Source organism: Rhodococcus sp. BP-160, from assembly GCF_019836205.1.
In the GTDB taxonomy this organism is placed as follows: Bacteria; Actinomycetota; Actinomycetes; order Mycobacteriales; family Mycobacteriaceae; genus Rhodococcoides.
In genome coordinates this window covers 953,862-968,391 of record NZ_JABUEK010000002.1, presented here as the reverse complement: position 1 = coordinate 968,391, position 14,530 = coordinate 953,862, and the positions used below count along the sequence as shown (strand labels likewise).

General features: G+C 68.8%; 12 protein-coding genes. 7 read left to right on the top strand and 5 right to left on the bottom strand.

Annotated elements, in window-relative coordinates:
- Positions 1-86 precede the first annotated feature (86 nt).
- Positions 87-1,070 carry a heme A synthase gene (locus HQ306_RS11000; RefSeq protein WP_222631066.1) on the top strand — a complete coding sequence of 328 codons (984 nt, stop codon included), beginning with the start codon at positions 87-89 and terminating at the stop codon, positions 1,068-1,070.
- Between the two features lie 10 nt (positions 1,071-1,080).
- Here the strand turns inward: HQ306_RS11000 and HQ306_RS10995 are convergent, their stop codons facing one another.
- Positions 1,081-1,461 carry a hypothetical protein gene (locus HQ306_RS10995; protein ID WP_027505290.1) on the bottom strand — a complete coding sequence of 127 codons (381 nt, stop codon included), beginning with the start codon at positions 1,459-1,461 and terminating at the stop codon, positions 1,081-1,083.
- Positions 1,462-1,566: 105 nt separating this feature from the next.
- On the opposite strand from HQ306_RS10995, the gene HQ306_RS10990 reads away from it, so the two are divergent.
- A complete protein-coding gene (locus HQ306_RS10990) occupies positions 1,567-2,532 on the top strand; it encodes a quinone oxidoreductase (RefSeq protein WP_222631064.1) in 966 nt (321 codons plus the stop codon).
- A 13-nt stretch (positions 2,533-2,545) separates the two neighbouring features.
- On the opposite strand, the gene HQ306_RS10985 is transcribed toward HQ306_RS10990, so the two are convergent.
- Positions 2,546-3,523 carry a heme o synthase gene (locus tag HQ306_RS10985; RefSeq protein ID WP_056444679.1) on the bottom strand — a complete coding sequence of 326 codons (978 nt, stop codon included), beginning with the start codon at positions 3,521-3,523 and terminating at the stop codon, positions 2,546-2,548.
- A 340-nt stretch (positions 3,524-3,863) separates the two neighbouring features.
- Here HQ306_RS10985 and tkt point away from each other — a divergent pair, with 340 nt between their 5' ends.
- From tkt to pgl, 5 genes are read left to right on the top strand one after another with little or no spacing between them, the layout of a single operon-like run.
- Positions 3,864-5,963, top strand: coding sequence for a transketolase (gene tkt, locus HQ306_RS10980; protein ID WP_027505287.1), 2,100 nt, complete (start codon positions 3,864-3,866; stop codon positions 5,961-5,963).
- Positions 5,964-5,967: 4 nt separating this feature from the next.
- Positions 5,968-7,089: a transaldolase gene (gene tal, locus HQ306_RS10975; protein ID WP_222631062.1), complete on the top strand. Its 1,122-nt coding sequence runs from the start codon at positions 5,968-5,970 to the stop codon at positions 7,087-7,089.
- 3 nt (positions 7,090-7,092) lie between these two features.
- Positions 7,093-8,652: a glucose-6-phosphate dehydrogenase gene (gene zwf / locus HQ306_RS10970; protein ID WP_056444682.1), complete on the top strand. Its 1,560-nt coding sequence runs from the start codon at positions 7,093-7,095 to the stop codon at positions 8,650-8,652.
- On the top strand, positions 8,649-9,554 hold the full coding sequence (gene opcA / locus HQ306_RS10965; protein ID WP_222631060.1) for a glucose-6-phosphate dehydrogenase assembly protein OpcA: 906 nt from the start codon (positions 8,649-8,651) through the stop codon (positions 9,552-9,554). Before zwf ends, opcA begins: the two co-directional genes overlap by 4 nt.
- Positions 9,547-10,287 (top strand): 6-phosphogluconolactonase, encoded by a 741-nt coding sequence (gene pgl / locus HQ306_RS10960; RefSeq protein WP_027505283.1) that lies wholly within the window; start codon positions 9,547-9,549, stop codon positions 10,285-10,287. The genes opcA and pgl overlap by 8 nt, the downstream gene beginning before the upstream one ends.
- A gap of 265 nt (positions 10,288-10,552) precedes the next feature.
- Here pgl and ppc read toward each other — a convergent pair whose 3' ends face one another.
- The 3 genes from ppc to tpiA form a co-directional block, all read right to left on the bottom strand.
- Positions 10,553-13,321: a phosphoenolpyruvate carboxylase gene (gene ppc / locus HQ306_RS10955; RefSeq protein WP_222631058.1), complete on the bottom strand. Its 2,769-nt coding sequence runs from the start codon at positions 13,319-13,321 to the stop codon at positions 10,553-10,555.
- Positions 13,322-13,389: 68 nt separating this feature from the next.
- Positions 13,390-13,623, bottom strand: coding sequence for a preprotein translocase subunit SecG (gene secG / locus HQ306_RS10950; protein WP_027505281.1), 234 nt, complete (start codon positions 13,621-13,623; stop codon positions 13,390-13,392).
- 89 nt (positions 13,624-13,712) lie between these two features.
- A complete protein-coding gene (gene tpiA / locus HQ306_RS10945; protein ID WP_222631057.1) occupies positions 13,713-14,528 on the bottom strand; it encodes a triose-phosphate isomerase in 816 nt (271 codons plus the stop codon).
- Between the last annotated feature and the right edge of the window lie 2 nt (positions 14,529-14,530).

Genomic DNA, 14,530 nt, shown 5'->3' with positions numbered 1-14,530 from the left:
CAGTCCGACCACCCGAAGCCGCAGGCCGACTACCCCAGGCCGCAGGCCAACTACGCAGCGTAGGAGATGCCGTCTACCATCGACGTGTGCTCTCCCGTGCGTACTTCTCCGTGGTCGACCGCCTCCCGGTCCCCTCCGTTCGCGTCCAGCGAATCATCGCGTTCGTCGTGATCCTGACGCAGGGCGGTATCTCGGTGACGGGCGCCGTGGTCCGGGTGACGGGCTCCGGGCTCGGGTGCCCCACGTGGCCGCAGTGTTTCCCCGGCAGCTTCACGCCCGTCGGCGTGTCCGAGGTGCCCGTCCTGCACCAGGCGGTCGAGTTCGGCAACCGCATGCTCACCTTCGCCGTGGTCCTCACCGCGGCTGCCATCGTCCTGGCGGTGACACGGGCACGGCGCCGCCGCGAGGTGGTCGTCTACGCGTGGCTCATGCCTGCGGGCACGGTGCTGCAGGCCGGCGTCGGCGGCATCACGGTGCTCACCGGGCTGCTGTGGTGGACCGTGGCGGTGCACCTCGTGATCTCGATGCTGATGGTCTGGCTCGCGACGTTGCTGTTCCACAAGATCGGTGAGAAGGACGAGGGCGTCTCGGTACCCGCCGTGCCCGCGCCGCTGCGGTGGTTGACCGTGCTGTCTGCGGCCCTTCTCGCCGGAGTTCTGGTGGCGGGCACCATGGTCACCGGCGCGGGACCGCATGCCGGTGACGCGGACGTGGCTCGGCTCGAGGTGGAGATCGTCACGCTGGTGCACCTGCACGCCGAACTTCTGGTGGGGTACCTGGCGCTGCTGGTGGGGCTCACGTTCGCCGTCTACGCCGTCAGTCCGTCCGGAGCCTCCGCCATCAAGAAGCGTCTGCAGGTGGTCATCGCGATCGTCGTCGCCCAGGCGTGCGTCGGCATCGTCCAGTACTTCACCGACGTCCCTGCGGCCCTCGTGGCCGTCCACGTCGCCGGTGCTGCCGCGGCCACGGCCGCCACGGCCGCTCTCTGGGTGTCTCTGCGGGAGCGGGAGACCGTGCCGGCAGCCGAGGACACCGACGTGACCTCGCCGCGGCTGGCCCGCGCGGACTGATCGGACGCGGTCAGAGACCGTTGCGCGCCTTCGGGAAACGCGACTGACGCGCCACCCATCCCGCCATCTGCGCGAAGTGACCCTTGCGCGGGGTGACGATGCTCGTCAGCTCGCGGTCCCAGTCACCGAGGGTCACGGAGTCGAGCGAGTCCACCACCGCGTGCGCGATGCGGAGATTGCCGGCGACCCGGTCCCCCAGGATCCCGTCGGCGCCGACCAGGGTCATGCGGACACCGGCGCGGCCGAGCGGCTGCAACACCACCGTCGCGGACCCGCCGTGCGCTGCGACGAACGACTCGATCGAGGACACCAGGTTCGACGGCGGGGCCGCCGTCTCGGTGCTCTGCCCGGAGTCACCCTTGGGTGCGTTCTCGATGCTCTCGGTGCTCATGATCGTGAGAATACCCGGTCCGTCCCACGCGTCCCTACTGGCCGGTAACTCAGCGGTGGGTCCGTCCCGCCCCCGCTGTCGCGGGCGCGGTGGCAGACTTTTCCCATGCGCGCTGTACTCGTGACCAGAACCGGCGGACCCGACGTCCTCGACGTGACCGACGTCCCCGATCCGGTACCCGGCCCGGCCGATCTACTGGTCCGGGTCCAGGCCTCCGGGATCAACTACATCGACACGTACTTCCGCAGCGGGTCCTACCCGCGGGAGCTGCCGTACGTCCCGGGCGACGAGGGCACCGGCCTAGTCGAGCAGGTGGGCTCGGAGGTGTCCGGGTTCTCGGTCGGCGACCGCGTCGCATGGGCCGCAGCGCCCGGGAGCTACGCCGAACTCGTGCGGGTCCCGGCCGCCTCTGCCATCGCGGTGCCGGCGGGTGTGGATCCCCCTCAGGCGGCATCCGTGCTGCTCCAGGGCATGACGGCGCACTATCTGATCGAGTCGACGTACCCCGTGCGGTCCGGCGACGTGGTGCTGGTGCATGCCGGCGCGGGCGGAGTCGGGCTGATTCTCACGCAGCTCGTCACGGCCAAGGGCGCGACGGTGATCACCACCGTGTCCACCGACGAGAAGGAGGCGTTGTCGCGCGAAGCAGGCGCGACTCACGTTCTCCGCTACGACGACGACATCCCGGCACGCGTGCGCGACATCACCGACGGTGTCGGCGTCGCGGCGGTGTACGACGGCGTCGGTGCCTCGACGTTCGACGCGAGCCTCGAGAGCGTGCGCATCCGCGGGACAGTGGCCCTCTTCGGTGCCGCGAGCGGGCCGGTACCGCCGGTGGACCCGCAACGCCTCAACAAGGCCGGCTCGGTGTTCCTGACCCGCCCCACCCTCGCGCATCACATCCGCGACCGGGCAGAGCTGGAATGGCGCGGCGGAGACGTGGTGCGCGCGCTGGCGGACGGAACCCTGACGGTCCGAGTCGAGCATCGCTATCCGCTCGAGCAGGCCCGGCAGGCGCACATCGACCTGGAGAGCCGGCGGACGGCGGGATCGATCGTGCTGGAACCCTGACGCGGAGCGGGTGTCAGGAGAAGAAGTCGGAGACCGTGGACATCCCGAGCACGGAGTCGACGGCGAGACCGATGAAGACGACCGCGAGGTAGTTGTTCGACTGCAGGAACAGGCGCAGCGGCTTCACGGCCTCGCCGCGTCGCACGCCCGAGTAGAGCTGGTGCGCCATGAGGAGGAACCAGGCACCCGCCGCCAGGGCGACCGCGGCGTAGACGACACCGGCCGCCGGGATCAACGCAGCCGTGGCCGCAACCGTGGCCCAGGTGTAGAGGACGATCTGCCGGGTGACGACCTGTTCGGTGGCGACGACGGGCAGCATGGGCACACCCGCCGCCTTGTAGTCGTCCTTGTAGCGCATGGCCAGGGCCCATGTGTGGGGCGGAGTCCAGAAGAAGATGACGAGGAACAGGACGATCGCCTGCCACCCGACGGTCCCGGTCACGGCGGACCATCCGACGAGTGCGGGCATGCATCCCGCGGCACCGCCCCAGACCACGTTCTGCGAGGTCCGGCGCTTGAGCACCATCGTGTAGACGAGGACGTAGAACAGAATCGTCGCGACGACCAGGATCCCACTGAGGAGGTTCGCCGCCCACCAGAGCCAGAGGAAGGATCCGACTCCGAGGAGCGCGCCGAAGACGAAGGCGTGCGACGTCGGCACGGCCTCGCGGGCCAGGGGCCGCCGCGCGGTGCGCTTCATGACCTTGTCGATGTCCGCGTCGACGACGCAGTTCAGCGTGTTGGCGCTGGCGGCACCCATCCACCCGCCGAACAGCGTGGCGAACAGCAGCGGGAGGTTCACCGTGCCGCGGTCCGCGAGAAGCATCGTGGGGATGGTCGCGACCAGGAGGAGCTCGATCACGCGCGGTTTCGTCAGCGCGATGTAGGCGGCGGGTTTGGCCGTCAGCCGGCCGAGTCTCGACGTGGGAGCGGTCGACACGTCCCGGGTCGGACTGTCGGTGAACCCGTGTCCGCTCGGGCTCTGCCGCATACCCACTCGAATCTCCCTCTCGCACCGTCCGCTCCACCACCCGGCCCAGTTACCGAGCGGAATGGTGCTACTACAAGCGATGGTAGACGCCGCCTGTGTCATCACCCCAATCGGCGGGTAGTCGGATGGTTCGGGCGTCGTGTGACGGATCGGCGGCGGCGGACCACCCGTCGCGGAACCAGCGAGGCGTCCCGGACGGAACTAGGCTCGACCGTGAACCGGGTATCCCCGACCGACCCGCCGGGGAACTAGGCTCATCACGCGCGGAGCGGCGACGAGTGCGCCGCGTCCGTGCACTACTGGCCACCCCCACCCCGACAGTGTCAGGAGATCTCCACCCGTGTCGATCACAGACGACATCACCGTTCTCACCAGCGCTCACCATCCGAGCGACTGGACCGATCTGGACACACGGGCGGTGGACACTGTGCGTGTTCTCGCTGCCGACGCGGTGCAGAAGGTCGGCAACGGCCACCCCGGAACCGCCATGAGCCTCGCTCCCCTGGCGTACTCGCTCTTCCAGCGCACGATGCGCCACGATCCCACGGACACCACGTGGATCGGCCGCGATCGCTTCGTGCTCTCGTGCGGCCACTCGAGCCTCACGCTGTACATCCAGCTCTACCTGGGCGGCTTCGGCCTCGAGCTCGCCGATCTCGAGGCGCTGCGCACGTTCAAGTCGAAGACCCCCGGCCACCCGGAGTTCCGCCACACCAAGGGCGTCGAGATCACCACCGGCCCGCTCGGTCAGGGCCTGGCCTCGGCCGTCGGCATGGCCATGGCGTCGCGCCGTGAGCGTGGACTCTTCGATCCCGAGCCCGCATGGGGCGACAGCCCGTTCGACCACTACGTCTACGTCATCGCGTCCGACGGCGACATCGAGGAGGGCATCACCTCCGAGGCGTCCTCGCTCGCCGGCACGCAGCAGCTCGGCAACCTGATCCTGTTCTACGACGACAACAAGATCTCCATCGAGCACTCCACCGACATCGCGCTGTCCGAGGACACCGCCAAGCGCTACGAGGCGTACGGCTGGCACGTGCAGGTCGTGGAGGGCGGCGAGAACGTCACCGCCATCGAGGAGGCGGTCGAGGCGGCCAAGGCCGTCACCGACAAGCCCTCGATCATCGTGCTGCGCACCATCATCGGCTTCCCGGCCCCCACGATGATGAACACCGGTGCCGTCCACGGTGCCGCTCTGGGTGACGACGAGGTCGCCGCCGTGAAGAAGGCGCTCGGCTTCGATCCCGAGAAGACGTTCGAGGTCACCGACGAGGTCATCGAGCACACCCGCGGCCTGCAGGCGCGTGGCCGCGCGGCGCACGAGGCGTGGAGCAAGGACTTCGACGCGTGGAGCGAGCGCGAGCCCGACCGTCGCCGCCTGCTGGACCGTCTGACCGAGGGCACGCTGCCCGACGGATGGACCGACGTCCTCCCCACCTGGGAGCCGGGCGGCAAGGCCATCGCGACGCGCGCCGCGTCCGGTGAGGTCCTCAGTGCCGTCGGCCCGGTCCTGCCGGAGCTGTGGGGCGGCTCCGCCGACCTCGCCGGCAGCAACAACACCACCATGAAGGGCGCCAAGTCCTTCGGTCCGACGTCGATCTCCACCGACGACTGGGACGCCGAGCCCTACGGCCGCACGCTGCACTTCGGTATCCGCGAGCACGCGATGGGCGCGATCCTGTCCGGCATCGTCATGCACGGACCGACGCGTGCGTACGGCGGCACCTTCATGCAGTTCAGTGACTACATGCGTCCCGCGGTGCGCCTCGCGTCCCTCATGGACATCGATCCCATCTACGTCTGGACCCACGACTCCGTCGGTCTCGGCGAGGACGGCCCGACGCACCAGCCGGTCGAACACCTCGCGGCGCTGCGCGCGATCCCGAACCTCTCGGTCGTGCGCCCCGGCGATGCGAACGAGACCGCCCACGCCTGGCGCGCGGTGCTCGCGCGCTCGTCGAGCAGCGGACCCGTCGGCCTCGCGCTCACCCGTCAGGGCATCCCGATTCTCGACGGCACCAGCTACGAGGGTGTCTCCAAGGGCGGGTACGTCCTGGTCGAGTCGTCCAAGGCCGCACCCGACGTGATCATCGTCGCGACCGGTTCCGAGGTGCAGTACGCCGTGGAGGCACAGAAGCTTCTCGAGGCGCAGGACATCGCGGCGCGCGTCGTCTCGATGCCGTGTGTCGAGTGGTTCGAGAGCCAGGACCAGAACTACCGCGACCAGGTCCTTCCGCCCACCGTGAAGGCCCGTGTCTCCATCGAGGCCGGCATCGCGATGCCCTGGTACAAGATCGTCGGCGGCTTCGGCGAGATCATCTCGCTCGAGCACTTCGGCGAGTCCGCGGACGCGGCGACGCTCTTCCGCGAGTACGGCTTCACGGCCGAGGCCGTCGTGGCCGCAGCTCAGCGCTCCATCACCAACGTGAAGGGATGACAGCATGACTCAGAACCAGAACCTCGCAGACCTGTCCGCCGCCGGAGTCTCGGTCTGGCTGGACGACCTCTCCCGTGACCGGATCTCCTCGGGCAACCTGAAGGACCTGATCGACTCCAAGTCGGTCGTCGGCGTCACCACGAACCCGTCGATCTTCCAGGCCGCCCTGTCGAAGGGCACCTCGTACGACGAGCAGGTGAACGAGCTCGCCGCTCGCGGTGCCGACGTCGATTCCGTCATCCGCACGGTCACCACCGACGACGTCCGCAATGCGTGCGACGTGCTCGCACCGGTGTACGAGGCGACCAACGGAGTCGACGGACGGGTGTCCATCGAGGTCGATCCCCGCCTGGCCCATGACACCGACAAGACGGTCGCGCAGGCGATCGAGCTGTGGAAGATCGTCGACCGGCCCAACGTCCTGATCAAGATCCCCGCCACCGAGGCCGGCATCCCCGCCATCGCCAAGGTCATCGGCGAGGGCATCAGCGTCAACGTCACGCTCATCTTCTCGGTCGATCGCTACGAGGCCGTCATGAACGCCTACCTCGAGGGACTCGAGTCGGCGAAGGCCGCGGGCCATGACCTGTCGTCGATCCACTCGGTCGCGTCGTTCTTCGTCTCGCGCGTCGACACCGAGATCGACAAGCGTCTCGACGCCATCGGAACACCGGAGGCGACCGACCTGAAGGGCAAGGCCGCACTGGCCAACGCACGCCTCGCGTACGTCGCCTACCAGCAGGTGTTCGAGATCGGGTCGCGTTTCCAGGGCATGCTGACCGACAACGCCCGGCCGCAGCGCCCGCTCTGGGCCTCCACCGGAGTGAAGGACCCGACCCTGCCCGACACGCTGTACGTGTCCGAGCTCGTCGCCCCGAACACCGTCAACACCATGCCCGAGAAGACGATGGACGCCTTCGCCGACCACGGCGAGGTCACCGGCGACACCATCACGGGCAAGGGTCAGGAGTCGCAGGCCGTCTTCGACGCCATCAGTGCACTGGGTATCGACCTGACCGACGTCTTCCTCGTGCTCGAGAACGAGGGCGTCCAGAAGTTCGAGGCGTCGTGGGGCGAACTGCTCGACGCCACCTCCGAGCAACTCTCCGCCGCGTCGAAGAGCTGAACCGTGGCGACGGAGTCAGCCACACCCTGGGTGAATCCGCTCCGTGACAGCAGAGACAAGCGTCTCCCGAGGATCGCCGGGCCCTGCAGCCTGGTGATCTTCGGTGTCACCGGCGACCTGGCGCGCAAGAAGTTGATGCCGGCGGTGTACGACCTCGCGAACCGTGGGCTCCTGCCGCCCGGGTTCGCGCTGGTCGGGTTCGCCCGGCGTGAATGGTCGGACCAGGACTTCGGCACCATCGTCCACGACGCGGTCCGGGAGCACTCCCGGACGCCGTTCCGTGAGGACGTGTGGGAACGGTTGTCGGAAGGTATCCGCTTCGTGCAGGGGTCGTTCGACGACGCCGCGGCGTTCGATCAGCTCACGAGAACGCTCGCGGAACTCGACGTCGAGCGCGGAACCGGTGGGAACCACGCGTTCTACCTGTCCATCCCGCCGGGCGCGTTCCCCACGGTGCTCGAGCAGTTGTCGGCGTCCGGTCTCGCCACCGGGCCGGAGACCGAGGACGAGGCGCCGCGGCACTGGCGTCGAGTGGTGATCGAGAAGCCCTTCGGCCACGATCTCGCGAGCGCGAAGGAGCTCAACGCGATCGTCAACCGGGTGTTCCCGGAGGATCGCGTCTTCCGCATCGACCACTACCTCGGCAAGGAGACGGTCCAGAACATCCTGGCGCTGCGCTTCGCCAACCAGCTGTTCGACCCGATCTGGAACGCCCATTACGTGGACCACGTGCAGATCACGATGGCCGAGGACATCGGCCTGGGGGGTCGAGCCGGGTACTATGACGGCATCGGCGCTGCGCGCGACGTGATCCAGAACCACCTGCTGCAGTTGCTCGCCATCACCGCGATGGAGGAGCCGGTCAGCTTCAGCCCCAGCGAGCTGCAGAGCGAGAAGATCAAGGTCCTCTCCTCGACGCGTCTGGCGGAGCCCTTCGCGCAGACCGCCGCCCGGGGGCAGTACACCTCGGGGTGGCAGGGCAGCCAGAAGGTGAAGGGGCTCAAGGAGGAGGAGGGGTTCGACGCGGAGTCGAACACCGAGACCTACGCGGCCATCACCCTCGAGGTGGACACCCGGCGGTGGGGCGGCGTGCCGTTCTACCTCCGCACGGGGAAGTCGCTCGGGCGGCGCGTGACCGAGATCGCGATGATCTTCAAACGCGCACCGCACCTGCCGTTCGACGCCACGATGACCGAGGAACTGGGCCAGAACGCACTCGTCATCCGCGTGCAGCCCGACGAGGGCGTCACGCTGCGCTTCGGATCGAAGGTGCCGGGGTCCAGCATGCAGGTGCGGGACGTCAGCATGGACTTCAGTTACGGCCAGGCCTTCACCGAGTCGTCGCCCGAGGCGTACGAGCGGCTCATCCTCGACGTGCTGCTCGGTGAGCCGTCGCTCTTCCCGGTCAATGCCGAGGTCGAGCTGTCGTGGAAGATCCTCGACCCCATCCTCGAGTACTGGGCGTCCGGAGGTGCGGCCGATCCGTACGAGGCCGGCACGTGGGGCCCCGACTCGGCCAACGAGATGATGCAGCGCACCGGACGCGAATGGAGAAGGCCGTGATCGTCGATCTGCCCGCCACCACCACCGGTGCCGTCTCGAAGAAGCTGGTGGAGCTCCGCGAATCGGGCGGCGCCGTCACGCTCGGTCGGGTGCTCACCCTGGTGGTCGTCATCCGTGATCCCGCGAAGTTCGAAGCCGCGATCGAGGCGGCCAACGAGGCCAGCCGGGAGCACCCGTGTCGTGTGATCGTGTTGGCCCGCGGTGATCGCGACGACGACGACGTGCTGGACGCGCAGATCCGCGTCGGCGGCGACGCGGGCGCGTCCGAGGTGGTCTTCCTGCGACTACGGGGCGAGCTGTCGGAACACGAGCAGAGCGTCGTTCTCCCCTTCCTGCTGCCGGACACCCCCGTGGTGGCCTGGTGGCCGAGCGGAGCACCGGCGGTCCCGAAGGAGGACCCGGTGGGCCGACTCGCCATCCGCCGGATCACCGACGCGACCAACTCACCCGACCCGCGCGCCGCCATCTCGTCGCGACTCGAGTCGTACGCCGAGGGGGATTCCGACCTCGCCTGGTCGCGCATCACCTATTGGCGCGCGCTGCTCACCACGGCACTCGACCAGCAGGCCGAGCCGGTGCGATCGGTGACCGTGTCGGGTCTGCGCGAGGAGCCCGCACTGGACATCCTCGCCGGGTGGTTCGCCGCCCGCCTCGACGTCCCCGTGGTGCGCAAGGTCGGCGACCTGCGCGTGGAGATGGAGCTGGCCGACAGCACCGTGTCCATCAGCAGGCCGCAGACCGGCACCACGGCCACCCTCATCCGCACCGGACAACCGGACACGCTGGTCTCACTCGCCCGGCGGGAGACCCGCGACTGCCTCGCGGAGGAGCTGCGTCGACTCGACCGTGACGAGATCTACGAAGAGGCCCTCGCCGGCCTGACGAAGGTGACCTATGAGTGAGACACGACCGGAGATCCACCGTTCCGACGACACGGCGGCTCTCGCCCGCGCCGCGGCCGAGCGATTCGTCTCGGTGGTCGTCGATGCCCAACGAGCACGCGGTACCGCCTCCGTGGTGCTGACCGGTGGCGGCACCGGCGTCGCGACCCTGGCCGCTGTCCGCGACCTCGGCGGTGATATCGACTGGTCCGCCGTCGACGTCTTCTTCGGTGACGAACGCTTCCTCCCCGAGGGCGACCCGGAACGCAACTACGTGCAGGCCAGGGACGCCCTGCTCGATCACGTCGGCGTCGATCCCGACCGCGTGCACGTCATGGCCCCGTCCGACTCGCCGCTGGGCGACGACGTCGAGGCCGCGGCGGTGACCTACCTGCAGTCGGTGGCAGCCTTCGCACCGGAGGACGGACCCGCCTTCGACATCCACCTGCTCGGCATGGGCCCGGATTCTCACGTCAACTCCCTCTTCGCCCACGGTGACGCGGTGCAGGAGAAGTCACGCTGGGTCGTGGCCGTGACCGACTCCCCCAAGCCGCCTCCCGTGCGCATCACGCTGACGCTCCCGGCGGTGAACAGGTCTCGGCACGTGTGGTTCCTCGTCTCGGGCGAGGGCAAGGCCGATGCCGTCGCCGCCTGTGTCGGGGGCGCGGACCCGGTCGAGCATCCGGCCGCCGGGGCACACGGCCTCGAGTCGACCGTGTGGTTCCTGGACGCGGGGTCGGCGTCCCGCCTCTGAGCGACGCGGGGTCGGCGTCCCGCCTCTGAGCGACGCGGGGTCGGCGTCCCGCCTCTGAGCGACGGTCAGGCCGGCGGCCGTCCGGGCTGATCGTCCTTCGGTCGGACGGGTGTCGAGGCCGCTGGTCGACGCCGGGGCACTCCCCTGCGCCACGCGGATGCGGTTGCGGTGCAACGGTGTTCGTTCTGCGGAGTCATGACGGAGATCCTCCCGGCGTCGAATGTGTCTGTTCTGTTCGACGCCGGGAGGGTCCGCGCGGTTCCCTCTATCCGCTGTTGCGCAACGCGGTCGCGAGCCCGTTCATGGTCAGCAGGATGCCGCGCTTGACCTGCTCGCGATCGTCTCCCGCCCGCAGCTGTGCGAGTAGTTCCACCTGCAGGTGGTTCAGCGGCTCGAGGTACGGGAAGCGGTTGAACACCGACCGCGCCAGCGCCGGGTTGTCGTCGAGCAGCCCGTCGTGCCCGGTGATCTTCAGGTACATCGACACGGTCTTGGCATGCTCTGTCGAGATCATGTCGAACACGGTCTTGCGGAGCTGCTCGTCCGGCACCAGTTCGGAGTACCGGGCGGCGAGCCCCAGATCCGACTTGGCCATGACCTGCGCCATGTTGGACAGCACCGTCCGGAAGAACGGCCACCGCCGGTACAGATCGGTCAACGTGGCCAGCTTGTCCGCGTCGCCGCCGACCCAGTCCTCGAACGCGGTACCCACCCCGTACCAGCCGGGCAACATCACCCGCGACTGACTCCACGACATCACCCACGGGATCGCCCGCAGGTCGTACACCGAGTTGGTGGGCTTCCGCGACGCCGGCCGGCTGCCGATGTTGAGCTCCCCGATCTCGGCGACCGGTGTGGACATCCGGAAGTACTCGACGAAGCCCGGCGTCTCGTGGACCAGCGCCCCGTACGCGGCCTGGGCGCGTGCCGCCAGATCGTCGAGCAACGCGTAGGCCGGCTCGGCGTCGTCCCCGAGCCCCTCGACGTCGAGCAACGTGCTCTCGATGGTCGCCGCCAACAGCGTCTCGAGGTTGCGGCGCGCCAGGCGGGGTTCCGCGTACTTCGCCGCGATCACCTCGCCCTGCTCGGTGATCCGCAGCGAGCCGGTGACCGCACCGGTGGGCTGAGCGAGGATGGCGTCGTAGCTCGGGCCACCGCCGCGGCCCACGGTGCCACCGCGGCCGTGGAACAGTCGTAGCCGGATCCCGGCGGCGCGTGCAGCCTCGACGAGGTCGAGTTCGGCACGGTAGAGCGCCCAGTTCGCGGCCAGGTACCCGCCGTCCTTGTTGGAGTCGGAGTACCCCAGCATCACTTCCTGGTTGTCCCCGCGGGACGTCACCAGCGCGCGGTAGACGGGGATGGACAACGTCGCGGTGAGGGTCGCCGCGCCCTGCTGAAGATCGTCGATCGTCTCGAACAGCGGCACCACACCGACGGGCGAGGACGGACCCGTCTCGGCGTCGCCGGGATCGAGGATGCCCGCCTCCTTGAGCAGCACCGCGGCCTCGAGCATGTCGCTGACCGAGGTGCACATACTGATGATGTAGTTCGGCACCGCGCCGCCGCCGAACGTGCGCACGGCGTCCGCGGCGGACTCGACGATCGCCAGTTCCTTGGCCGTCTGCTCGCTGAACTCCGCGCGGGGCCCGATGAGGGGTCGCCGCGTCTCGAGCTCGGCGGCGAGGATCTCGACGCGCTCGTCCTCGGACAGTGACGCGTAGTCCGCGTGGACGCCCGCCCAGGCCAGCAACTCCGCCACGACCTGCTCGTGGATCTCGGAGTTCTGCCGCATGTCGAGCCCGGACAGGTGGAACCCGAAGGTCTCGAGCGCCTGCCGGAGCGTCGCGAGTCGGTCGTCGGCGATGACGCCGTTGGCCGTGCGCCGCAACGAGCGGTCCAACAGGTCCAGATCGTCGAGCATCTCCTGCGGGGCGCCGTACGGCTCGAGTTCCGGCGAGTCGAGGGTGTTGTCCGGAACCACGTCCAGCATGCGGCGTGCCGTCGCCGACAGTCGCCCGCGGATACCGCGCACAGCTCGCCGGAAGGGCTCGTCCGCACGGAACGCCGACTCGTCCTTCGACGCATCGGCCAGGGCCTGCAGGTCCGCGTCCACGTCGATCAACCGAGCCGACATGGACAGCTCGTGCTCGAGACCGACGAGATCCGCGAGATACCGGGTGAACGCGACCTGCGCGGCACGGTTGGTCGCGCGGTGCACGATCTCCCCGGTGACGAAGGGGTTGCCGTCCCGGTCGCCGCCGATCCACGATCCGGGTCGCAGCATCGGCTGCGTCAGCAGGTCGGCATCCGGCCAACGGCTGCGTAGCGCTGCCCGCAGCTCGGTGTTGATGCTTGGGATCACGTCGAAGAGCGACATGTCGTAGTAGCGCAGACCCACCTCGATCTCGTCCTGGATCCGCAAGCGGGACAGCCGGATCAGCGCCGTCTGCCACAGTGCGAGGATCTGCCGCTCGATCTTCGCGTCGGTCTCCGCGATCTCCGTGTCGTCCAGTTCCGTGCGCTCACGGAAGCGCATCAGATCGGTGATGCGGCTCTGGATCTCCGACACGGTGCGGCGACGCGTCTCGGTGGGATGCGCGGTGATGACGGGCGACACCAGGGCGTCGCGGAGCAGGTCCTCCACCGTGGCGGCGTCGAGGCGCGCCGCATCGAGCTTGCTGTAGGTGGAGGCGAGACTGCTGTCCTGGGGCGGCTCCCCGGCACGCACGTGCACGGCGCGGCGGCGCTCGCGGTGAATGTCCTCCGCCAGGTTGGCGAGAAGCGAGAAGTGACTGAACGCCCGGATCACCGGGATGGCACGCGTGATGTCGATACCGTCGAAGAGCCGGGCGAGTTCGCCGCGATCGATCTCCGACCGCCGCACGCGGAACGACTCCACTCGGGCCTGCTCGACGAGGTCGAAGATCTCCTCGCCCTCGTGGTCCCGGACGACGGAACCGAGTATTCCACCGAGGAGCCGAATGTCCTCTCGCAGAGGTTCGGTGGCGGGCAGACCTGGATCCACGACTGTCATGAGGACAGTATCGTCGGCGCACCCCCGGACCGCAGCGCGGGGCTCACGGCAGGGGTCACGTCACCCGATCAGGCGAACTTGATCTCCAGGCCGATGCCCAGGATGCAGATGAGCCACACGACACCGGTGAAGACGGTGACACGGTCGAGGTTCTTCTCGACGACGCTGGACCCGGACAGAGACGACTGCACGCCACCACCGAACAGGCTCGACAGGCCGCCGCCCTTGCCGCGGTGCAGCAGGACGAAGACGAGCAGGCCGATGCTGGTGACCACCAGCAGGATGTCCAGGAACGTGCGCATGATGGCCAATGTTACAGGCCGCGCGCCGCCGAACGACGAAGGGCACGTCGCGTGTGCGACGTGCCCTTCGATCGGTGATGCACGGTGGGTCAGGGAAGCGGTCCCCCGGCGGCGATGGCACACAGGGTGGCGAACTCGTCCGCCTTCAGCGACGCTCCGCCCACCAGTGCACCGTCGACGTCGGTCTGGCCGACGATCTCGCCCACGTTCTTCGAGCTGACCGATCCGCCGTACAGCACACGGACCGCCGCCGCGGTGTCGACGTCGGCGAGCGACGCCAGCTCCTGACGGATGGCTCCGCAGACTTCCTGCGCGTCCGCGGCACTGGCCACGCGGCCGGTACCGATGGCCCACACCGGCTCGTAGGCGACGACGATCTTCCCGATCTCCTCGGCACTCAGACCCGCGAGGGACGCGCGGAGCTGCTCGACGTTGAACGCCACGTGCTCGCCGGCCTCCCGCACCTCGAGACCCTCACCGATGCAGACGATCGGCACGAGTCCGTGCTTCAGCGCGGCCTTGGTCTTGGCGAGCACCGTCTCGTCGGTCTCGCCGTGTCCGGCGCGACGCTCCGAGTGCCCGACCACGACGTACGTGCAGCCCAGCTTGGCCAGGAACGCGCCGCTGATGTCACCGGTGTACGCGCCGGAGTCCTGCGGCGACAGGTCCTGCGCACCGAAGGTGAGCAGCAGCTTGTCGCCCTCGATCAGCGTCTGGACGCTGCGGATGTCCGTGAACGGCGGGATGACCGCGACGTCGACCTTCTCGAAATACTTCGCGGGCAGTGAGAACGCGATCTTCTGCACCAGCGCGATGGCCTCGAGGTGGTTCAGATTCATCTTCCAGTTACCGGCGATGAACGGGGTCCTGGCCTTACGGTCGAGCGAAGCTCGTGGAGATGTCATGG

Excerpts from the sequence above, each read along its gene's own strand:
- HQ306_RS10995 (WP_027505290.1), bottom strand. The coding sequence starts at position 1,461 with ATGAGCACCGAGAGCATCGAGAACGCACCCAAGGGTGACTCCGGGCAG.
- HQ306_RS10990 (WP_222631064.1), top strand. The coding sequence starts at position 1,567 with ATGCGCGCTGTACTCGTGACCAGAACCGGCGGACCCGACGTCCTCGAC.
- HQ306_RS10985 (WP_056444679.1), bottom strand. The coding sequence starts at position 3,523 with ATGCGGCAGAGCCCGAGCGGACACGGGTTCACCGACAGTCCGACCCGG.
- tal (WP_222631062.1), top strand. The coding sequence starts at position 5,968 with ATGACTCAGAACCAGAACCTCGCAGACCTGTCCGCCGCCGGAGTCTCG.
- pgl (WP_027505283.1), top strand. The coding sequence starts at position 9,547 with ATGAGTGAGACACGACCGGAGATCCACCGTTCCGACGACACGGCGGCT.
- ppc (WP_222631058.1), bottom strand. The coding sequence starts at position 13,321 with ATGACAGTCGTGGATCCAGGTCTGCCCGCCACCGAACCTCTGCGAGAG.
- secG (WP_027505281.1), bottom strand. The coding sequence starts at position 13,623 with ATGCGCACGTTCCTGGACATCCTGCTGGTGGTCACCAGCATCGGCCTG.
- tpiA (WP_222631057.1), bottom strand. The coding sequence starts at position 14,528 with ATGACATCTCCACGAGCTTCGCTCGACCGTAAGGCCAGGACCCCGTTC.